Origin of the sequence: Streptomyces bottropensis ATCC 25435, from assembly GCF_000383595.1 — a bacterium.
Lineage (GTDB): Bacteria > Actinomycetota > Actinomycetes > Streptomycetales > Streptomycetaceae > Streptomyces > Streptomyces bottropensis.
In genome coordinates, this window is the sequence record NZ_KB911581.1 from 5,024,668 (window position 1) to 5,044,720 (window position 20,053).

A 20,053-nucleotide genomic window follows, 5' to 3' on the forward strand; every position below is an offset into this window, starting at 1 on the left:
TCCTCGGCTTCGTCGAAGTCCTCGTCCTCAGGGCACTGGGCCGTGATCAGCGCTGGCGCTCGACCGGTACCCGCTCGGCATCTGGCCGGAGGGTGGGGTGTGCGTCCTTGAAGTGGTCGTACGCCGCCTGTACCGCGGTGAGGACGTCGTCGTAGATCCGGTCCATGTGCGGGCCGGCGCAGACGGTCGAGGTCCAGTGGTGGTGGTAGAAGAGGTTGCTCCTGCTGGGGCGTTCGCCGATCACCTCGGCGAAGTGCCAGCCGGCGAGACGTGCGGCGTTCTTCCAAGTGGTCTCGCCGACCGTCCAGTTGGGCGCGAGCGTCGCGTTCGCCATTTCGATGCTGATCGAGCTCTGGTTGCCGAACATGTTGCCGACGGCCCAGGCATACTCGTTCACCTTGACGTATTGAGCGACGGCGCCGGCGGCGTCCACGTCGAAGTGGGCCGAAGCCGGACGTACCCTCCAGAGGTCGAGCACACCCTGGTGGGAAAGCCGGCCGGCGTTGTGGTGCAGCGTGACCGACGTCTTCCTGTACGACGTGTGGGTGACGTGGCCCGTCGCGCTGAGCTCGTCGATGAAGTCCGCGACGGGACGGTCGTAAGGGATGATGGCGCTCGCTTGGGGGCCGGCCTCCGCGTAGTCCTCGGCGAAGGCGACGAAGTCGCTCTCCGGAAGCTCGTCGAGGTTGTCGGTGCCGGGTCCGTCGCCCGTGTCGGGCCTTTCGATGGCCGCCTTCACGTCCTCGTCGTCGACGTTCCTCTCGGGCATGACGCCGTCCTTTCAGTCGCGCGACTTCGCGTAACAGATGGTCCGGGTGGCGGACGAGGCGGAGGTGCGGCTCGATGGTCAGGAGGTTGGCGGTGAATACGTCGATGCCGCGCGCCGTATCCGCGAGCCGTCTCACGCGAACCAGTGGGTCGGTCGGGATGTCAGACGCTGACCTTGATCATGGAGATCGGCTCGTCACCGGTGAGGGTTCGCACACGCCCGTGCAAGAGTCACCTCGGGCGCGACTCGGGCGCGACCGGAGACGACGAACGCAATTCTGGTTTCCGTAGGCACTTTTGAGAGGCCGGTCAGGGCGTCTGTTTCCAGGTTCGCCCCGTGGGTAAACCCTGTCAATTTCGGTCGAGGTGCGCGTCCGCGCTGCGCAGCGCCTTCGGCCGCACACCCCCCACTTCAGCAGATGTGGCAGGTGTGGCGAGGTGGTGGTCCCGCTACACAACGGCCGCGGCGAAGGCGTCACGCGTCACGAGGCGGCCTGCGGCACGGGTGTGCCGGGCCTGCCCGATGTGCCGGGGATCGGAGTGGGGGCGGCCTGCCCGTCCAGTACCGCTTCGATGTTGCGGGCGGCGAGGTCCACCATGGCCGCGCGCGTTGCCTCCGTCGCCGAGCCGACGTGCGGCAGGACCACCAGATGCGGCTCGGCGAACAGCGGGTCGGACGGGTCCGAGCGTGGTTCACCGGTCATCACGTCCAGCCCTGCCGAGTGCAGTTCGCCGCGGCGCAGCGCGGCCAACAGGGCGTCCTCGTCCACCACTCCGCCGCGTCCGGTGTTGACCAGGGTCGTGGTCGGTCTCATCAGGGAGAGTTCGGCGGCGCCGATCAGTCCTCTGGTCTCGTCCGTGAGTGGGGTGTGGACGGACAGCACGTCGCTGGTCCGCAGAAGTTCTTCGAACGGCACCCAGCGGGACAGTTCGTCGTCCTCCTTGCGGCGTGGATGGTGGTGCTGCACGCGCATGCCGAAACCCGCGGCTCTGCGAGCCACGGCGCGGGCGATCTGGCCGTAGCCGATCAGTCCGAGCGTCGCGCCGTGCACGTCGAGCCCCAGGAACGCGTCCATGCGGAAGGCGCCCCAGGCGCCGCGGCGCACACTGTCCATGCTCGCGGGCAGGCGGCGCCGGGCCATGAGGATCAGCGCCATCGCCACGTCGGCGGTGGTGTCCGCGAGTACGCCGGGGGTGTGCGTGACGACGACACCGCGCTCCATGGCGGCTGCCACGTCGATGCCGTCGTAGCCCATCGACGCGAGCGCGACGACCCGCAGGCGGGCCCCCGCCGCGTCGAGCAGCGCGGCGTCGACGTGGTCGCTGCCGAGAACCAGCAGCCCCTCGCAGTCCTGGGCCAGTTCGGCCAGTTCGGCCGGGGTCGGCGGCGCGGGTTCCGACCAGCCGGTGACGTCGAAGCGGGCGGCGAGGCGCCCGAGGCCGTCACCGGGAAGGCCGGTGCGGCTGACTGCCACGCGAGGGCGGCCGGTGGATGTGCCGGGCATGTTCGACTCCGTTGCAGGCGAAGGGGATCGGGGGCGGGTGAGGTCCCGTGTCTCAGGGCGTCTTCAGGCCTTGAAGTCCAGCAGCACCTTGCACGAGCGGGCGGGGTCGGCCGCGAGTTCGAACGCTGCCTGCGTGTCGGCCGCGGGTACTACGGAGGTGACCACCGGGTCCACCGGGAGGCTGCCGTCGCCCAGCGCTCGCAGGACGTCGGTGAGTTCGTCGTCGAAGCGGAAGGAGCCGACGAGTCGTACCTCCCGGGTGATCAACGCGTTGGCCGCCACCGGAGTGTCGCCGGGCGGCAGGAGGCCGAGGCCCACGACGAGGCCGCCGCGGTCGACCCCGTACACACAGGTGCGCAGTCCCGCCGGGCTGCCGGAGGACTCGATGGCGAGGTCCGCGGCGAGTTCGTCGAGCCCGTCGGCGCCGGCGCCGACCCGCACGGTCGAGGTGGCGCCCACCTGCTTGGCGATGGCCAGCGGAGCCTCGTGCACATCGGTCACGGTGATCTCGGCGGCGCCGGCGGCCCGGAGCGCCGCCACCACGAGACAGCCGATGGGGCCCGCTCCGGTGACCAGCACCCGCTTGCCGCGTACGTCCCAGGCCTGTCGGACGGCGTGCCAGGCGACCGCGGCCGGCTCGGCCACGGCGGCCAGCCGTAGATCCAGGCCGGGGGGCAGGGGGAGCACTCGCTCGGCGGGGACGACGATGACGTCGGCGAAGCCGCCCTGGACATGGGGGTTGCGCGCGGCGCTGCCCAGGTAGCCGGTGTCCAGGCAGGTGTTGCGCCGACCGGCCAGGCACTGGCGGCAGCTCCCGCAGGAGGCCAGCGGGTGCACGGCCACCGGTGTTCCGGGGGCCGGCGCCGCGGTGCCGGGGCCGGCCTCGCGCACCCGGCCCACGACTTCGTGGCCGAGCACCAGCGGCTCACGGATCCGGAACTCCCCGACCGCGCCGTGGCGCCAGTAGTGCAGGTCGGAGCCGCAGATGCCGCCGTACCGGATGTCGACCGCGACCTCGCCGGGGCCGGGCACCGGCACCGGGCGTTCCTCCAGGCGAAGGTCGCCCGCGCCGTGCGCCACTACGGCGCGCATCGTCGCTGAGTCCATGTTCAAGTCCCGCTCTCCGCCGAAGGCTTCGGCTGATCGGCTGCTCGGCTGCTTCGATCGGTTCGTACAGGGTGGTGATGCGTCAGACGACTGCGGTCAGTCCGCCGTCGACGGCGATCACCTGACCGTTGACGAAGTCGGACGCGGGTGCCGCGAGCCATACCAGCGTGCCGACCAGGTCCTCGACCGTGGCCCAGCGTCCGGCCGGGGTGCGGCCCCGGATCCATGAGTCGAAGGCCGGGTCGTCCACCAGCGGCTGGGTCAGCTCGGTGACCACATAGCCGGGGGCGAGGGCGTTGACGGTCAGCCCTGATCCGGCCCACTCGGCGCACATGCTGCGGGTCAGCATGGCCAGGCCGCCCTTGGAAGCCGCGTAGGCGGCGATGCCGGGCCGGGCCAGCCAGGTCTGTACGGAGCAGACGTTGACGATCTTTCCGTGGCCGCGCTCGACCATCCCGGCGGCCACCGTGCGGCCGACGAGGAAGGCGCTCGTGAGGTTGGTGTGCAGCACCCGCTCGAAGTTCTCCGCCGAGATGTCCAGCATCGGTTCGCGGTGCTGGACCCCGGTGTTGTTGACGAGGATGTCCACCGGGCCGGTGGCGTCCTCGATCTCCCGGATCGCCTGTCGTACGGCCTGCTCGTCGGTGACGTCGAAGGCCGCCGTGTGCACCTTGGCACCGGTCGTGTCGGACAGCTCCTGCCGGGCACGTTCCAGGGCTCCGGGGTCACGGCCGTTCAGGACGAGTTCCGCACCCGCCTCGGCCAGCCCGGTGGCGAGGGCGGCTCCGATGCCTTTGCTGGAGCCGGTCACCAGGGCCCGGCGGCCGGTGAGGTCGAACAGGGCGGGAGCCTTCACGGCCGTACCTCCAAGGGGGCGTAGTAGTGCATCAGTGCCGCGTTGTCGGCGTCGCCGTGGCCGGCCGCGCCGAGCCATCGATGCAGTTCGGCCACGGCGGTGGTGATCGGAAGCGGTATGCCGGCGGAACGCGCGTGGTCGCGGGCGGCGTCGAGATCCTTGACCATGTTGCCGACGCGTCCGGTGGGGGAGAGGTCGGCCTCGGCGAACTTGACGAAGAACTCCTGGAGCAGGGCCGAGTCGGCCCTGCCTCCGGTGAGGGCGGTGAGCACCTGCCGGGGCGGCAGACCGGCCCTGCGTACCAGGGTGGCTGCCTCGGCGAGTGCGGCGAATCCGCAGCCGACCAGTACCTGGTTGACGGACTTCACCAGCTGACCGGAACCGGCAGGGCCGAGATGCGTCAGCCGCGAGGCCAGCGCGCCGAGAACGGGCCGGGCGCGTTGGACGTGCTCGGCCTCGCCGCCGAGCATCAGGGTCAGTTCGCCACGCTCGGCACCCGGCGCACCGCCCGAGAGCGGGGCGTCGACCCAGCCGGCGCCCAGATGCGCGGCACGCTCGGCGAACTCTCGGGTGTGTCCGGGGTCGATGCTCGACATGTCGATCACCAGCACACCGTGCGGAGCCGTGCTCAGGACACCGTCCGGTCCGAAGACGACGTGGTCCACGATCTCCGCGGTGTTGAGGGACAGGATCACGGTGCCTGAGGGGGCAAGCGCGGCGGGGGACGGTGCCGTGGCCGCTCCGTCCCGGGCGAGTTCAGCGGCGGCCTCCGGTCGGATGTCGTACACGCGTACCGGGTGTGCGCAGGTGAGCAGTCGACGAGCGAGGGCGGAGCCCATCACCCCGAGCCCGGCGACGCCCACCTCCGTAGCTATGGACACCTGATGACCTCCTGAACAACATACTGTTATGAGAACAGCATGTTGGCTGTCATTGTGGGGCTGGTCAACCCTGCACACGGAAAGAAGAGGGAGCCTGAGGATGATATGGACAGCATATTGGCGTGATGGCCACATGCTGTTATCTTCTCGGCGTCGTGAGAAACGGAGACCTGTCATGAACGACGTCGGCGAGGTGGTGCTCGGCATCGATCTGGGCACCACGGCCACCAAGGTGGTCGCGGTGGACGCCTCCTACCGCCCGCTGTCGACCGTCGAACGCCCGGCGCTCCTGCGTACCGGGCGCGCCGGCGAAGCCGTCCATGACCCCGCGGTGGTGCTGGCCGGGGTCGCCGATGCGGTGCGCGACAGCGCGGAACACTGCGCGCGACAGGGGCTGACCGTACGAGGGCTGTCCTTCAGCGCGGCCCTCCACACCCTGCTCGCCCTCGATGGCGACGGTGACCCGCTCACACCCGCGCTGAGCTGGGCCGACACTCGGGCGGCCGACATCGCCCGACGCCTGCGGGCCGAACGCGGGGACGTTCTCCACCGCGCTACCGGCACTCCCGTGCACCCCATGGCACCGCTGGCCAAGCTCGCCTGGTTCGCCGTACACGAGCCGGAGCTGGTCCGGCGCACGAACGCCTGGTGCGGTGTGAAGGACTACGTTCTCTCCCGCTTCACCGGCCGACTGGTCACCGACCTCTCGTGCGCCTCCGCGACCGGGCTGTTGGACATCCACACCGCCGACTGGCACCCGCCCGCCCTGGAGGCCGCCGGAGTATCCGGTGGACGACTCCCCGAACTCGTCCCGCCGACTTCCGTCTTTTCGTTGCTGCCCGGACCGGCCGCCGAACTCGGCCTTCCCTCCGGACTGCCCGTGGTCGCGGGCGCCGGAGACGGTCCCCTCGCCAACCTGGCGGTCGGCGCCATCTCCCCCGCGACGGCCGCGCTCTCCCTGGGCACCAGCGGCGCGCTGCGCGTCGTACGCGAGCGGCCGGGCGTGGACGACGGATGCCGCGTCTTCTGCTACCACCTCGCCGACGGCCTGTGGGTCCTCGGCGGAGCGGTCAGCAACGCCGGAGTCGTCGCCCAGTGGGCCGCCGAGTCCTTCGGCGGCGTCGACGTCGCGGACCTGCTGAAGGAGGCGGCCGAGGTGGAACCGGGCTCCGAGGGCCTCATGGCACTGCCCCACCTCCTCGGCGAACGCGCCCCGTGGTGGGACCCCGATGCCCGGGGCGCCCTCGTCGGGCTGCGCCGCGGGCACGGCAGGGCCCACATGACCCGGGCCATGATCGAGGGAGTCGGACAGCAACTGGCGCTGGTCCGGGACTCGGTTCTCGCGGCCGGGGCCCCGATCACTTCGGTGCGTGCCACGGGCGGAGCGTTGCGGTCGCCGCTGTGGGCGGAGATCGTCGCGGCGGCGCTGGACATGCCGCTGGAGATCACCGACGACACGGCCGGCTCCGGGTTCGGGGCGGCCCTCCTCGGCTGGCGCGCGGTCGGCGCCGTGGACCACCTCTCCGCCCTGCCCGCCGACGTCTGGGCCCGCCCCCACCGCACCGTCCACCCGGACCCGGTCGCCGTGCGGCGCATGTCGCAGGCCCGGCCCCTGGTGGAGCGGTGCTACGAGACGCTGCGGGACCTCTGCGCGTAGCGCCCCCGTCCGGGAGCGGCGGCGATCGCCCACAGTCCGTCTGCCCACAAGTCCCACCTCCTCGTACGGCCACGGCCACGGCCCGGGTCGTCCGCCGGCCCGCCGATGAGCTGCGGGCAGACGATCAGATCGGCCGCCCGTCCCGCCCCATCCCGTCCCGTGAGGACGACCCCGACCCTGACCGGCCCCCGCGTGCTTTTCGCCGTCCCTCGCGCGCCGGACAACGGGGACGAGCCACAGGGCGACGGCCGGCGCAGCCTTGCCCAGCGGCATGTTCACCACGAGGATCCAGCGCTCGCCAGGCGAATGTGGTGAACAGCGCGCTGAACCCAGGGCGCGAGTACAGGGGGGAACACCCCCGGCCAGGTGAGCCCGGCGCCGTCCGCAGCGGGTCCCGTCGCCGCGTGGTGCACACGACGGAACCCGCTGTCGGACGGGCAGTCGGACGGGCACCGGCCCGAGGCCCCGGCGCACCCCACGATCGCCCGCATGAAGACGCGGCGGGCCCCGGCGGCTCCCCGCACCGCTGCTATCGCCAGGTCAGACCGAGCCCGCGGACGCGCCGTTCACGGCATGCACAGCGTGTCCGCCGAACTGCTGCCGCATCGCCGCCAGCGCCTTGAGCTGGGCGGCGTCCGGCTGGCGGGAGGCGAAGCGGGCGAAGAGCGCGGCGGTCATGGCGGGAGCGGAGACCGCGAGCCGCACCGCCTCCTCGACCGTCCAGCGTCCCTCGCCGGAGTCGTCGACCCGGCCGGAGAGTCCGCCCAGGGCGGAGTCCTGCTCCAGGGCGCGGACGAGGAGGTCGAGCAGCCAGGACCGTACGACCGTGCCGTGCCGCCAGGAGGCGAGCACCTTCGGCACGTCGGGGACGTACTCGCTGGCCTCCAACAACTCGTAACCCTCGGCGAGGGCCTGCATCATGCCGTACTCGATGCCGTTGTGGACCATCTTGGTGTAGTGGCCGGCGCCCACCGGGCCCGCATGGCAGATGCCGTCCTCCTCCGGCGCGAGCGCCTCCAGCAGGGGCCACACGCGGCGGACGTGTTCGTCCGCGCCGCCGCACATGACGGCGTAGCCGTTCTCCCGGCCCCAGATACCGCCGCTGACGCCGCAGTCGACGTAACCGACGCCGCGCTCGGCGAGCGTCCCGGCGTGCTCGGCGTCGTCGCTGAAGCGGGAGTTGCCGCCCTCGACCACCACGTCGCCCGGGGACAGCAGCTCGGCCAGCCGACGGATCGCCTGGCGCGTGGGGTCCCCGGCCGGGAGCATCAGCCAGATCACCCGGGGGGCGACGAGCTTGTCGACCAGTTCCTCCAGGGAGTTCACGTCACGGTCGGGGGAGGTGCGGCTGTAGCCGATCACCTCGTGGCCGCGGTCACGCCAGCGGGCCGCCATGTTGCCGCCCATGCGTCCGAGACCGACGATTCCTGTCTGCATTGCTCAGTCCTTGGAGGGGTCGTGGTGCGGATGGGCCTGGGAAGTGGGGTGCGGGCGGGAGGGAGCGTTGTCCTCGCGCAGCAGCCTGAGGACGACGCTGTTGTCGAGGTCACCGAGCCCCCGGTCGTCGACGGCCGCGTACAGGCGGGCGACGGTGGAGGACAACGGCAGCGCGACGCCCGCGTCGGTCGCGCTGTCGAGGACGAAGCCGAGGTCCTTGTGGAGGTAGCGGGCGGGCCCGGACGGCGTGAAGTCGCTCTCGGCGAGGTGGTGGCGCTTCTGCGCGAGCACCTCCGAGGAGGCGAGGCCGCCGGCCAGCACCTCCAGCAGGGCCGCCGGGTCGAGCCCGCCGCCCTCCCCGAGCACGACGGCCTCCGCGAGCGCCACCAGCGTCCCGGCGACGACCAGTTGGTTGCACGCCTTGGCGAGCGATCCGGCTCCGGTGTCGCCCATGCGGCGTACGGTCGAGCCCATGGCCCGCAGATACGGGCGGACGTCTTCGACGGCGTCCTGCGTTCCGCCCGCCATGATCGACAGGGTGGCGTCGCGGGCGCCCGTCACTCCGCCGCTCACGGGAGCGTCGACGACGCGGACGCCGTGTGGGCGGAGCTCCTCGGCCAGGGCGCGTACGGCAACGGGGGAGACGGTGCCCATCACCACGAGCGTGTCCATCGCCCGGCCCGCCGTGGCCGAGGCGGCCAGGCCCGCGAGCAATCCGTCCGGGCAGGCCCAGACATCCCGGACCTGGGGCAGGTCCGGCAGCATGGTCACGACCGTGCGGGCGCCGGCCGCCACCTCCCCCGGACTGTGCGCGGCCCGGCAGCCGCCGGCGACCGCCGCGTCGAGTGGTGCGCCGCGTCGGTTCCAGGCCAGGACGTCGAAGCCGGCCTTCGCCAGGTTGACTGCCATCGGAAGGCCCATCGCGCCGAGCCCGACGAAGCCGACGGTGTCCGAGCGGGAGGGCGGCGGGCTCACGGCCTGACCCCCGCCCGCGCGGGCCGGCTCGCGTCGTCCGCGAGCGCGCCCAGTCGTTCGGACAGGGAGGGGTGAGCGAGCACATCCCGGTTGACGACGAAACGCGGCAGTCGGCCGGTCGCCACGTCCAGCACGGCCCGGACCGCGCTGCCGCCGTTGCCCGCGGACATCTCGTCGGTCCAGGCCAGGCTGTGCGGACTGAGGACGACGTTGTCCATGTGCAGCAGCGGGTTGTCCGGCTCGGGCGGTTCGGTCTCGAAGACGTCCAGGCCGGCGCCTCTGATGCGGCCCGCCCGCAGTGCGTCGATCAGTGCCGTCTCGTCGACGATCGGGCCGCGGGCGACATTGAGGAGGACGGCATGGGGCTTCATCAGGGACAGCCGCCGGGCGTCCACGAGGTGGTGGGTCTCCTCGGTCAGCACGCACATCACGATGACCGCGTCCGACTCGGCCAGCACGGTGTCGGCGTCGGCGAGACGTACGCCCAGTTCCGCGGCGGTCTCCGACGGGCAGTAGGGGTCGTAGGCGATGATCTCGGTGTCGAACGGCCGGAGCAGCCCGACGAGGTCGCGGGCGGTGTTGCCGAGTCCGAGCAGGCCGATACGGCGGCCCGTGAGGCCGAGCCCCATCCACTGCTCCCGCTCGGCCCAGCGCCCCTGGCGTACCAGCCGGTCCTTGGCGGTCATGTTGTGCAGGAGCCCCAGCAGCATGGCGAGGGCGGCGGTGGCGACGGGCCGCCGGGCGCCGTCCGGGGTGATGGTCACGAGGGCGCCGTGGCGCGTGCAGGCGTCGAGGTCGACGGCGTCGTAGCCGACCCCGAAGCGGGCGAAGAGCACCGGGGGTGTGGTGAGGCCGGTGAAGGTGCGGGCGGTGACGGCGGGGCCCGCGAACAGGACGGCGTCGAGGCCGTCGACGTCCGGCGCGAGGAGCTCGTCGGTAGCGCGCGGCAGGTAGTGCCAGTCGATCCCGGCGGCGTCCAGCTCGCCCAGCCGGATGTCGCCCCACACATTGCGTCCGTCCGCGTCGAGGAAGTCGCGGCTGACCCCGACCGTGAAAGGGCCACCTGCCGACGGGAGGCCCGCCATCACAGCACCGCGACCGGGTTGACGGGCGAGCCCGTGCCGCCGGGGATGTTCAGCGGCGCGACCACGAGCAGGAACTCGTACCGGCCCTGCGCCGCGCAGGCGGCCGACAGCGCCTCCAGGTCGAGATTGTCCAGGAGCGGTACGCCCATCGCGGTGATGGCGAGGGCGTGCACGGGGGAGTGCAGCCCCTCGACGGGCGAGGGACGTACGTCGCTGTCGCCGTCACCGCCGAGCAGGGAGATCCCGCGTTCGGCCAGTAGGGGTACGGCGTCCACGTGGAAGCCGGCGCTCGCGTTGTCCGGGTTCCAGGGGCCGAGTTCGGCGCGCCGCCGGAAGTGGCCGGAACGCAGCAGCACCGCGTCGCCCTCGCCGACGCTCACGCCCAGCGCCTTCTCCGCGGCGACGACGTCCTCGGCGTGCACGGCGGTGCCGGGCTCCAGCCAGTCGATGCCGAGGGCGGCGGGCAGGTCGATCAGTACGCCCCTGGTGACGAGGGGGCCCAGCGCGGAGACGGCGCCGAAGTGGGCGCCGGCGGCGTCGACCACCTCGCGGGCGGTGCGGCCGTCATAGAGCTGACCGCGATAGGCGATGTGGGACAGCGCGTCGAGGTGACTGACGCCCTTGCCGTGGTAGTCGACGGCGATGAAGTCCTTGTGGCAGGACGGTTCGGGGGCCTCGACGTCGCCGAGGTCGGACATGTAGTGCAGCGCGGGCTTACCGTTGTCGGGGCCGGGCACGGTGTTCCAGGGCAGGGCCATGGGGACGGTGACGCCGCTGCGGACGAGGGCGGTGGCCCGCTGGACGTGGGCGGGGGTGACCCGGTTCCACGCGCCACGGTCGGCGGGGGTCCAACTGCCCCAGGTCCGTACGGCGGCGAAGAGGGAGTCGAACTCCTCGCGAGACAGAGGGGGGCCGTTGTCGGGCGGAGGGGGCGGGGAGTCGGGCGGGCTGCTGGTCATGAGGTGCTCAGCGCTCCAAGGCTCGGAGGGTGTCGTTGGCCGGCTTACAAGGCGCGCTACGGTCGGCGGACTCGGCGAATCCCGATGCAAAGCGCGCGGCGACGGCATTGTCGTTCGGCGACAGACGAGAGACAATAACAACATGCTGAACTTCGAACAGAATGATGGGTGGAATCGACGGTGAGCGCAAGCGACCCGGGAAGCCTCGTCCCGGCGGTGACCCGCGCGGTGGCGATTCTCGACGTGCTCGGCGAGGCGGAGGGCCGCCCGCTGTCGGTCAGCGAGATCGCGCGTGCCCTGGACCTGCCCAAGTCCTCGACGGGCAATCTCTGCGCCTCCCTGGAGGCGGCGGGCATGATCACGCGCAACGGCGCGGGCTTCGCGCTCGGGCGCAAACTGGTGGAGCTCGGCGGCCGGTACCTGTCCACGGTGGACCAGCTGCGCGACTTCTACGAGTTGTGCCGGCGCAGCTCGCACATCTCGCAGGAGACCGCCCGGGTGGCCGTTCTCGACGGCCTGGACGTGCTGTACCTGGCCAGGTACGACGGCACCCAGCCGTTGCGGCTCACCGCCAACATCGGCGACCGTTTCCCCGCGAACTGCACGGCCACCGGCAAGGCCATCCTCTCCACGCTGGATCCGGCGGTGGCGGAGGACCGGCTGCGCGGCCGTACGCTGCCCGCGCTGAGTGAACGGTCCATCACCTCGGTGCCCGCGCTGCTCCAGGACCTGGCGCAGGCCCGGGAGCGGGGTTACGCGGTCGACGACGAGGAGGCGACGGCGGGTGTGCTGTGTCTGGCCGTGCCGGTATCAGGCTTCCGCACCGACTCAGCACCCTTCGCGATCAGCGTCACCGTGCTCAAAGCGCGGCTCGACGACGAGTTCCGTGCGGCACTCCTGAAGGATCTGCGCGCCATCGCGGCGGGCATGGAGAACCCCATGCTCCCGCCGGGGGCGTCGGAGAGGGGTCGATGAGGTGAGGCGGGGCCCCCGCCTCCGCCTGAGGTGATCGTCGTCGCGGCGGCCGTACGGAAATCTCTCCGTACGGCCGCCGCAACGTTTGGGCAACTTATGACAACGGGAGTATTGACCAACATGCTGTGATGCGTTCAGGATGCTGGTCGAGCCGATGGATCGGTCCTCGGCCTGCAGATCCCGGAGAAGTCCGTGAACGACGCTCCTGACGACATGGCCGCCAGTTCTCCGTCGCCCGACGGGCGCGCGGCCTCCCGCCCGATCGTGACGATCCGCGGCCTGCGCAAGCGGTTCGGCGGCACTCTCGCGCTCGCCGATGTGGACCTCGACATCCACGCCGGCAGCGTCCTTGCCCTGTTGGGGCACAATGGTGCCGGAAAATCCACACTTATCAAGATCCTCGCCGGTGTCTATCGCGCCGACGAGGGCCAGGTCACCATCGCCGACCACCCTCTCGGCTCCGGCGCCGCGAGCGCCGAGATGTCCTTCATCCACCAGGACCTGGGCCTCGTGGAATGGATGACCGTGGCCGAGAACGTCGCCCTGGGCACCGGCTACCCCCGCCGCGCCGGGCTCGTCTCCTGGCGGCAGGTACGCCGGCGCTGCACCGAGGCCCTGGAGATAGTCGCCGGGCACCTCGACCCGGACGCCGCCGTCGCCGACCTCACCCGCGCCGAACGCTCCCTCGTCGCCATCGCCCGCGCGCTGGCCACCCGCGCCCGCCTCATCGTCCTCGACGAACCCACAGCCAGCCTCCCCGCCGCCGACTGCGCGAGGCTCTTCGACGTCCTGCACACCCTGCGCGACCGAGGCCACGCCATCGTCTACGTCAGCCACCGCCTCGACGAGGTGTACCAGGTGGCCGACCGCTACGCCGTCCTGCGCGACGGACACCTCATCAGCGAGGGCCTCCTCGCCGACCACGGCCCCGACCGGATCGTGCGCGACATCGTCGGCCACGAGCCGGAGAGCCACCGTCCGACGGCCCCGCGCACCACCTCCGCGTCCGCCTCCACCGTGCTGCGCATGTCCGGCGCCACCACCGAGGGCGCCGGCCCCGTCGATCTCGAACTGCGCGCCGGGGAAGTCCTCGGCATGGTCGGCCTCACCGGAGCCGGACACATGCACCTCGGCCGCGCCCTCGCCGGCTCCCGGCCCCTCACCGGCGGCCAGGTGCTCCTGGACGGCAGGCCCTACCGCCCCGGCTCGGTCTCCGCCGCCGTCGACGCGGGCATCGGCTTCGTCACCAGCAACCGCCAGGAGGAGGGCTGCGCCCTCGAACTCTCCGTCCGCGAGAACTTCCTGGCCAACCCCCGGGCGGACGCCCGCTCCCCGTGGCGCTGGATCAGCCCCAAGCGGGAACGCGCCCAGGCCAGGTCACTCGTCGAGCGGTTCGGCGTACGACCCGGCGATCCCGAGGCCCCCATCGCCACCCTCTCCGGCGGCAACCAGCAGAAAATCATGATCGGCCGCTGGCTGCGCCTGAGCCGCCGCGTGGTGATCCTCGAGGAACCGACCGCCGGAGTCGACGTCGGCGCCAAGGCCGAGATCTACCGCCTCCTCGACGACGCCCTCGCCGAAGGACTCGCCGTCCTGCTCATCTCCACCGACTTCGAGGAAGTCGCCGACGTCTGCCACCGCGCCCTGGTCTTCGTCCGGGGGGTGGTCACGGCCGAACTGTCCGGCGCAGCCCTCACCGTCACCGAACTCACCCACGCCGCGTCGGCCATGCCGGCGCTGACCGGAACGGGCAACCACTGATGGCCACCGAGACCACATCCTCCCGCCGCGATCAGGGAACCACGACCGGCAGCGACCCCGACAGGAGCAAGCGCACGAACACCACACCCCGTGCCCGCCGGTCCAGCGGCAGCCGCGCGCGCGGCCATCTGATCGGCACCTACGGTCTGCTCACCCTCACCGTCCTGCTCTTCCTCGTCTTCTCCTTCGCCCTGCCGGACACGTTCCCCACTCTCGACAACATCTCCTCGATCCTGTCCAACCAGTCGATCCCGGCCATGCTCGCCCTCGGCGCGATGATCCCCATCGTCACCGGCAAGTTCGACCTCTCCGTCGGCTACGGCCTCGGCCTCGCCCATGTGCTGACGATGCAGCTCATCGTCAACAACGGCTGGGCCTGGCCCATGGCCTGCCTGGTCGTCGTCATCGGCGGCGGCATCATCGGCGTGTTCAACGGACTGCTCGTCGAGTTCGCCAAGATCGACTCCTTCATCGCCACCCTCGGCACCGGCAGCGTGCTGTACGCCTGCACCGGCTGGATCACCGACGGCGCCCGCATCGTCCCCGGCCCGCAGGGACTGCCCCCGGCCTTCACCGACCTGTACGACTCCAAACTCCTCGGCCTGCCCGTCCCCGCCTTCTACGTCCTCGGCCTCGCCGTCATCCTCTGGCTGCTCCTGGAGCGGCTGCCGCTCGGCCGCTACCTGTACGTCATCGGCTCCAACGCCCGAGCCGCCGACCTGGTCGGCATCCCCACCCGGCGCTACGGCATCTACGCCTTCGCCGGCTCCGGGCTCGTGGTCGGCTGCGCGGGCGTCCTGCTCGCCGCCCAGCAGCAGATCGGCAACCCCAGCGTCGGTATGGACTACCTGCTGCCCGCCTTCGTCGGCGCCCTGCTCGGCTCCACCGCCATCAGGCCCGGCCGCGCCAACGCCGCCGGTACGGTCGTCGCCGTCGCCATCCTCGCCATCGGCCTCGCCGGCATCCAGCAGATGGGGGCCGAATTCTGGGCCACCTCCCTGTTCAACGGCGGCACCCTCCTCCTCGCCGTCGGCCTGGCCGGCTACTCCGCCCGCCGCAGGCTGCGCGCCGGCGCCAACGCCACCCGGACGTCACTGTCCGAGCCGTCGCCGTCCGCCGCACCGACCGCCTCCGTGCGGACATCCCTCGCCTCCGCGGAATCCACACCCCCGCCACCGGCCGCGACACCGGAGTGATCCGTACCGCCGCCCCCTCTCACGTCGAGGCGGCCGACCCCACCTCCATCCCCTCGATACACCCCCCGCTGCCGTCCTCCCCTCCCCGTACGCCATTCAAGGAGCCGTCCGTGTCGCACCACCACACCCGCCAGGCGACCCTGAGAACCGTGGCCGCCCTCGCCGTGGTCACCGCCTTCGCCGCAGGCTGCACCCGAGGATCCCAGTCCGGCACCGCCGGCACCGCGGCCGACACCAAGGGCGGCTGCCCCGCCGTCCTCGCCAAGGCCAAGGCAGCGGTCAAGGCGGCCGAGGACGTCAACGCTCCCTGGGACGGCCCCACCACCGGTCCCAAGGCGGTCGCCGGCAAGACCATCGTCTACGTCGCCCAGAGCATGACCAACCCGGGAGTGGCCGGCGCCGCCGAAGGGGCCAAGGAGGCCGCCAAGGCCATCGGCTGGAAGATACGGATCATCGACGGCCAGGGCACCCCGGCCGGCATCCAGGCCGCACTCAGCCAGGCCGTCGCCGTCAAGCCCGACGGCATCGTGCTCTCCGGCTTCGACCCCAAGTCGACCGCCCAGCAGGTCGCCCAGGCCGACACCGCCGGTATCCCGCTCATCGGCTGGCACGCCGTGGACGCCCCCGGCCCCAGCAAGGACCCCAAGCTCTTCAGCAACATCACCACCAAGGTGGAGGACGTCGCCAAGATCAGCGCCGACTGGATCATCGGTCAGTCCAACGGCCGGGCCGGCGTGGTGGTCTTCACCGACGCCTCCATTCCCTTCGCCAAGGGCAAGTCGGACCTGATCGAGAAGGAACTCGCCACCTGCTCCGACGTCAAGGTACTGACGACGTCCAACATCCCCATCGCCGACGCCAGCAGCCGCACCCCCCAGGAGGTGTCCGCGCTGCTGTCCCGCTTCGGCGCCAAGTGGACCAGCTCGGTCGCCATCAACGACCTCTACTTCGCCGACGCCGCCCCGGCCCTGCGCGCGGCCGGGAAGAAGGGCAACGGGGCTCCCTTCAACATCGGCGCGGGCGACGGCGACCCGTCCGCCTTCCAGCGCATCAACAGCAAGCAGTTCCAGACGGCGACGGTGCCCGAGCCGCTGACCGAGCAGGGCTGGCAGATGGTCGACGAGTTCAACCGCGCCTTCGCCGGCAAGCCCGCCAGCGGCTACGTCGCCCCGGTCCACATCACGACGGCCGACAACAGCGGCGGCAAGTCGTCCTGGGACCCCAGCGGGTACCGCGAGGCCTACCGGAAGGTCTGGGGGAAGTAACCCGGCCGACCCGAGCCGACCACACGCCACCCTTCCCGCTCGCCCCGGCGGGAAGGGCGGCGTCGTGCTCGTGTCCTTCCCCGCCCTGCCCTCCGCCTCGCACACCCAGGAGTTCGCTCGTGCACCCGTCCCCGCCCGTGGACGCATCCCGCCCTGCCTCCGTCACCCCCTCCGTCACAGACCTCGCGTGGACCGAATTGGACCAGCGGGCCGTCGACACCGCCCGGATCCTGGCCGCCGACGCCGTCCAGAAGGTCGGCAACGGCCATCCGGGGACGGCGATGAGCCTTGCGCCCGCCGCGTACACCCTTTTCCAGGGAGAGCGTTCTGCCGCCGTCCGTCAAGGCGCGTGTCGCGGTCGAGGCCGGTATCGGACTGACCTGGCACAAGTACGTCGGTGACGCCGGCCGCATCGTTTCGCTGGAGCACTTCGGCGCTTCGGCCGACGGCAAGGTCCTCTTCCAGGAGTTCGGCTTCACCGCGCAGAACGTGGCCGCGGTCGCGCAGGAATCACTCGGGTCCGAGACACCGAGAGGCACGCCTCGCGTGACTGATGATCCGCTGGAGCGACTGTCCGGCGAAGGCGTCTCGATCTGGCTGGATGATCTCTCCCGCGGCCGGATCACGTCCGGGAGCCTGGCCGGACTCGTGCACAAGCGGCACGTGGTCGGTGTCACCACCAACCCGACGATCTTCCAACAGGCGGTCGGCGACGCGAGCGGGTATGCCGAGCAGATCTACGACATGGCCCTGCGCGGGGTGACGGTCTCCGAGGCCGTTCGCGTGATCACCGCGGCGGACGTCCGCGACGCCGCCGACATCCTGCGCCCCGTCTTCGACACCACCCGGGGACGCGACGGCTGGGTCTCCATCGAGGTCGAGCCCCGGCTCGCACACGGCACGGACGCGACCGCCGCCGAAGCGAGGCACCTCTCCTGGCTCGTGGACCGCCCCAACACGCTCATCAAGATCCCGGCGACCAGAGCGGGGCTCCGGGCGATCACCGAGGTCATCGGCCTCGGAATCAGCGTCAACGTCACGCTGATCTTCTCGCTGGAGCGCCACCGCAAGGTCATGGAGGCCTACCTGGCCGGTCTGGAGAAGGCCAGGGAGCGGGGCCTCGATCTCTCCAAGATCCACTCGGTGGCTTCGTTCTTCGTCTCGCGAGTCGACACCGAGATCGACAAGAGACTGGAAGCCCTGGGCACTCCGGAGGCCGCGGCACTGCGCGGCAAAGCCGGCATCGCCAACGCCCGCCTCGCCTACCAGGCGTACGAGGAGGTGTTCGGTTCGGCCGACGGTTCGAGGCCGTCCTCGCAGCGATGGGCGGTGCTGCACCGGCTGCACGCCAACAAGCAGCGCCCGCTGTGGGCCTCGACCGGGGTGAAGGATCCGGCCTACCCCGACACCAGGTACGTCACCGAGCTGGTCGCTCCGGGCGTCGTCAACACCATGCCCGAGGCCACATTGGAGGCCACCGCCGACCATGGCGAGATCAACGGCAACTCCATCGCCGGCACCTACGAGCAGGCCCGCGCCCACCTCGATGCCCTGGAGAAGCAGGGGATCTCGTACGTCGGAGTCGTGCAGGCCCTGGAGACCGAGGGGATCCGGAAGTTCCAGCAGTCCTGGGACAGCCTGCTGGAAGCGGTCCGCGCCGCCCGGCCACTGCAACACTGAGAGTGCACGCTCACCGCACCGACGTGCGGTGGCGTCGTCGTGAAGCGAGGGGCTGCTGGTCTGGTGGCCGGACAGCAGCAGAGGCCGATCCCGGTGAGACCACTTGCGCAAGTCCCCGGGTCGTAGGCGCGTCGGCTGCTGTCGAAGATCCTTTCGAGGTGGCGCGCATGCCGACCGCGTGCAGGCCCTGGCGCGGGTGCCGGTCGGTGATTTCGGCGACGATGTGGCGGATCGCGGGCCGGTCGGGACCTCGCCGGGACTGGCCCTGGGGGCGTCCAGGAGGGTGTGGGCGGTCTGCTCGGGCCGTTGCCCGACGGGATCGTCGCCGGGCAGTACGCGGCTGAAGTCGCTGGGCCGGCTCCGTCCGGCACGCTGGGCAGGGTCCGTGAGTTACGGAACAGGGACAACTCGGTGCAACCGTCCCCCACCCGTCCGCGTCTCCGGTCCTGCCCAGCGGGAATGCCGGGCCATGGTGCGACGGGAGTGACGAGTGAACCGATCCAGAGGATGGGCGAGACGGGTGTCCCAGATGGCCGCCGCGGGGCTGATCGCGGGGCTGGTCGTGGCCTGCGGGCCGAAGGACTCGGCTGCGGGGGAAACGGCCGGGAGCGGGAAGCCGGACAAGACCTCGAAGCCGGCGACCGCCACACCGGCCAAGACGCCCGGCAGCCCGGCGAAGACACCCGGCACCCCCACCACGCCTCCGTCCCCGAAGCCGAGCAGTACGGCGGCCGACGGTGCCAAGGCCCTGACCTGCGAGCAGCTGCGGAACGCGTCTCTGGACGGCGGAGGGTTGGAGGGATACGGCATCTCGGGAGCCGCCCTCAGCGCAGGACGCTGGGAGGGCGCGGACGGTGTCGTGATCGAGTTGCAACCGCAGTGCGCGATCGGTGACATCACCGGGGACAGCGCGCCCGACGCCGTGGGAGCCCTGAAGATCTCGACCGGCGGCACCGGAAAGTTCTACACGCTGGTGACCTGGCGCAACGACGGCGGCACCCCCGTCCCCGCGGCCGCCGCCGAGCTCGGCGACCGTACGCCTGTGGTCTCCATCGACTTCCCGTCCGGCGGGGCACCACGACAGGTGACCGTCGTCCACCGCACCCGCGGCGATGACGATCCGGCAGCCGTCGTCACCCTCACCCGTACCGCTGTGTACGAGGTCAGCGAGCCCACCATGGTGGAACTGCACCACAGCGACGCCCCGTACACGCCGTAACCGGCGGCAACCTGGACCGGCGGTACCGCTCAGGGCCGGGTTTCCACGACAGAGACCCGGAAGGGGCCCGACTGGGTGCTCAGCGTGCGGATCACCGGCGGATTCGAGCTCGTGCAGCTGATCGGGGGCAGGCATGGCGCCTGCGTGCCAACGCCCCGGCGCATCGATCCGTCGGCCGGGACGGCTCGGTTCGAGGAAGGGGGCGACGCCGCTGACGTCAGGGGGACGTCAGCGGGCTGGAGGTCGTCGGGTCATGCGCGGTGCCAGCGGGCGGGGTGTCGCCACCGGCCGGAGGTGCGTGGGCGACGTCGACGCCGCCTTCAAGGCGGTGTTGCCGATGTAGTGAGGGCCCCCGCGGTCGTTGTACTGCCGTGCAGCAACGTGCGGGGGACCGGCCGGGGACCGGCGACCGAACGCCGGCGATCGCCTCGCGCGTCTCGCGGACCTTCACTCTCTCCCAGCCCCTCACCGACGGGCGGTAGTCCAGCCTCTCGAAGGCCACCTCTTCCATCCCGACTGACCCCCACGTCAGTCACTCGCGCACGACGTCGGCCTGGGTGGTCGACGGGCACAGGGCCCATGGTGCCGACAACCTCCGCGCGGCGAACACCGGTTCCAGCACGGTCACGTCCCGGCATCTGTGCGGCGCCCGGCCACGATTTCCTGGGCTGATGACCAGCGGCGCGGACGTGAAGTACCACATCGCTCCGGACGGCAAGATGCTCTC

17 protein-coding genes are annotated in these 20,053 nt (G+C 71.4%); 8 read left to right on the plus strand and 9 right to left on the minus strand.

Annotated features, from left to right (window positions below; genetic code table 11):
- Window positions 1-46: 46 nt before the first annotated feature.
- From STRBO_RS0122255 to STRBO_RS0122275, 5 genes are all read right to left on the minus strand, one after another.
- On the minus strand, window positions 47-769 hold the full coding sequence (locus STRBO_RS0122255; protein ID WP_005473610.1) for a peptidoglycan recognition protein family protein: 723 nt from the start codon (window positions 767-769) through the stop codon (window positions 47-49).
- 481 nt (window positions 770-1,250) lie between these two features.
- Complete coding sequence (locus tag STRBO_RS0122260) at window positions 1,251-2,273, minus strand: 2-hydroxyacid dehydrogenase (protein ID WP_020114788.1); 1,023 nt, start codon at window positions 2,271-2,273, stop codon at window positions 1,251-1,253.
- A gap of 63 nt (window positions 2,274-2,336) precedes the next feature.
- A complete protein-coding gene (locus STRBO_RS0122265; protein WP_020665584.1) occupies window positions 2,337-3,380 on the minus strand; it encodes an L-idonate 5-dehydrogenase in 1,044 nt (347 codons plus the stop codon).
- Between the two features lie 82 nt (window positions 3,381-3,462).
- A complete protein-coding gene (locus STRBO_RS0122270; RefSeq protein ID WP_005473602.1) occupies window positions 3,463-4,236 on the minus strand; it encodes an SDR family oxidoreductase in 774 nt (257 codons plus the stop codon).
- Window positions 4,233-5,117 carry an NAD(P)-dependent oxidoreductase gene (locus tag STRBO_RS0122275; RefSeq protein ID WP_245170600.1) on the minus strand — a complete coding sequence of 295 codons (885 nt, stop codon included), beginning with the start codon at window positions 5,115-5,117 and terminating at the stop codon, window positions 4,233-4,235. The genes STRBO_RS0122270 and STRBO_RS0122275 overlap by 4 nt, the downstream gene beginning before the upstream one ends.
- 175 nt (window positions 5,118-5,292) lie before the next feature.
- Here STRBO_RS0122275 and STRBO_RS0122280 point away from each other — a divergent pair, with 175 nt between their 5' ends.
- A complete protein-coding gene (locus tag STRBO_RS0122280; protein ID WP_005473594.1) occupies window positions 5,293-6,774 on the plus strand; it encodes a gluconokinase in 1,482 nt (493 codons plus the stop codon).
- A gap of 540 nt (window positions 6,775-7,314) precedes the next feature.
- Here the strand turns inward: STRBO_RS0122280 and gnd are convergent.
- The 4 genes from gnd to STRBO_RS0122300 are packed head-to-tail and all read right to left on the minus strand — an operon-like array spanning window position 7,315 to window position 11,230.
- Window positions 7,315-8,211, minus strand: coding sequence for a phosphogluconate dehydrogenase (NAD(+)-dependent, decarboxylating) (gene gnd, locus STRBO_RS0122285; protein WP_005473587.1), 897 nt, complete (start codon window positions 8,209-8,211; stop codon window positions 7,315-7,317).
- Between the two features lie 3 nt (window positions 8,212-8,214).
- Window positions 8,215-9,186, minus strand: a complete 972-nt coding sequence (locus tag STRBO_RS0122290; RefSeq protein WP_005473586.1) for an NAD(P)-dependent oxidoreductase — start codon at window positions 9,184-9,186, stop codon at window positions 8,215-8,217.
- Window positions 9,183-10,271, minus strand: coding sequence for an NAD(P)-dependent oxidoreductase (locus tag STRBO_RS0122295; protein ID WP_020114790.1), 1,089 nt, complete (start codon window positions 10,269-10,271; stop codon window positions 9,183-9,185). Before STRBO_RS0122295 ends, STRBO_RS0122290 begins: the two co-directional genes overlap by 4 nt.
- Window positions 10,271-11,230: a cyclase family protein gene (locus STRBO_RS0122300; protein ID WP_005473580.1), complete on the minus strand. Its 960-nt coding sequence runs from the start codon at window positions 11,228-11,230 to the stop codon at window positions 10,271-10,273. Before STRBO_RS0122300 ends, STRBO_RS0122295 begins: the two co-directional genes overlap by 1 nt.
- A 180-nt stretch (window positions 11,231-11,410) precedes the next feature.
- On the opposite strand from STRBO_RS0122300, the gene STRBO_RS0122305 reads away from it, so the two are divergent.
- From STRBO_RS0122305 to STRBO_RS0122335, 7 genes are all read left to right on the plus strand, one after another.
- Window positions 11,411-12,205: an IclR family transcriptional regulator gene (locus STRBO_RS0122305; protein WP_028796792.1), complete on the plus strand. Its 795-nt coding sequence runs from the start codon at window positions 11,411-11,413 to the stop codon at window positions 12,203-12,205.
- Window positions 12,206-12,418: 213 nt separating this feature from the next.
- Window positions 12,419-13,966 carry a sugar ABC transporter ATP-binding protein gene (locus STRBO_RS0122310; RefSeq protein ID WP_020665586.1) on the plus strand — a complete coding sequence of 516 codons (1,548 nt, stop codon included), beginning with the start codon at window positions 12,419-12,421 and terminating at the stop codon, window positions 13,964-13,966.
- The gene (locus STRBO_RS0122315) at window positions 13,966-15,162 is read left to right on the plus strand and encodes an ABC transporter permease (protein ID WP_005473573.1); all 1,197 of its coding nucleotides are present in this window, start codon (window positions 13,966-13,968) and stop codon (window positions 15,160-15,162) included. Before STRBO_RS0122310 ends, STRBO_RS0122315 begins: the two co-directional genes overlap by 1 nt.
- Window positions 15,163-15,311: 149 nt before the next feature.
- Entirely contained in the window at window positions 15,312-16,427 is a 1,116-nt protein-coding gene (locus tag STRBO_RS0122325) for a substrate-binding domain-containing protein (RefSeq protein ID WP_005473571.1), read from the plus strand.
- Window positions 16,428-16,564: 137 nt separating this feature from the next.
- On the plus strand, window positions 16,565-16,828 hold the full coding sequence (locus tag STRBO_RS45975; RefSeq protein WP_158690932.1) for a hypothetical protein: 264 nt from the start codon (window positions 16,565-16,567) through the stop codon (window positions 16,826-16,828).
- Window positions 16,716-18,107 (plus strand): transaldolase, encoded by a 1,392-nt coding sequence (gene tal, locus STRBO_RS0122330; RefSeq protein ID WP_005473569.1) that lies wholly within the window; start codon window positions 16,716-16,718, stop codon window positions 18,105-18,107. Before STRBO_RS45975 ends, tal begins: the two co-directional genes overlap by 113 nt.
- Before the next feature lie 529 nt (window positions 18,108-18,636).
- Window positions 18,637-19,326: a hypothetical protein gene (locus STRBO_RS0122335; RefSeq protein ID WP_202499438.1), complete on the plus strand. Its 690-nt coding sequence runs from the start codon at window positions 18,637-18,639 to the stop codon at window positions 19,324-19,326.
- Window positions 19,327-20,053 lie beyond the last annotated feature (727 nt).

Excerpts from the sequence above, each read along its gene's own strand:
- STRBO_RS0122310 (WP_020665586.1), top strand. The coding sequence starts at position 12,419 with ATGGCCGCCAGTTCTCCGTCGCCCGACGGGCGCGCGGCCTCCCGCCCG.
- STRBO_RS0122260 (WP_020114788.1), bottom strand. The coding sequence starts at position 2,273 with ATGCCCGGCACATCCACCGGCCGCCCTCGCGTGGCAGTCAGCCGCACC.
- STRBO_RS0122255 (WP_005473610.1), bottom strand. The coding sequence starts at position 769 with ATGCCCGAGAGGAACGTCGACGACGAGGACGTGAAGGCGGCCATCGAA.
- STRBO_RS0122335 (WP_202499438.1), top strand. The coding sequence starts at position 18,637 with ATGGCCGCCGCGGGGCTGATCGCGGGGCTGGTCGTGGCCTGCGGGCCG.
- STRBO_RS0122300 (WP_005473580.1), bottom strand. The coding sequence starts at position 11,230 with ATGACCAGCAGCCCGCCCGACTCCCCGCCCCCTCCGCCCGACAACGGC.
- STRBO_RS0122295 (WP_020114790.1), bottom strand. The coding sequence starts at position 10,271 with ATGGCGGGCCTCCCGTCGGCAGGTGGCCCTTTCACGGTCGGGGTCAGC.
- STRBO_RS0122315 (WP_005473573.1), top strand. The coding sequence starts at position 13,966 with ATGGCCACCGAGACCACATCCTCCCGCCGCGATCAGGGAACCACGACC.
- STRBO_RS0122280 (WP_005473594.1), top strand. The coding sequence starts at position 5,293 with ATGAACGACGTCGGCGAGGTGGTGCTCGGCATCGATCTGGGCACCACG.
- STRBO_RS0122265 (WP_020665584.1), bottom strand. The coding sequence starts at position 3,380 with ATGGACTCAGCGACGATGCGCGCCGTAGTGGCGCACGGCGCGGGCGAC.
- gnd (WP_005473587.1), bottom strand. The coding sequence starts at position 8,211 with ATGCAGACAGGAATCGTCGGTCTCGGACGCATGGGCGGCAACATGGCG.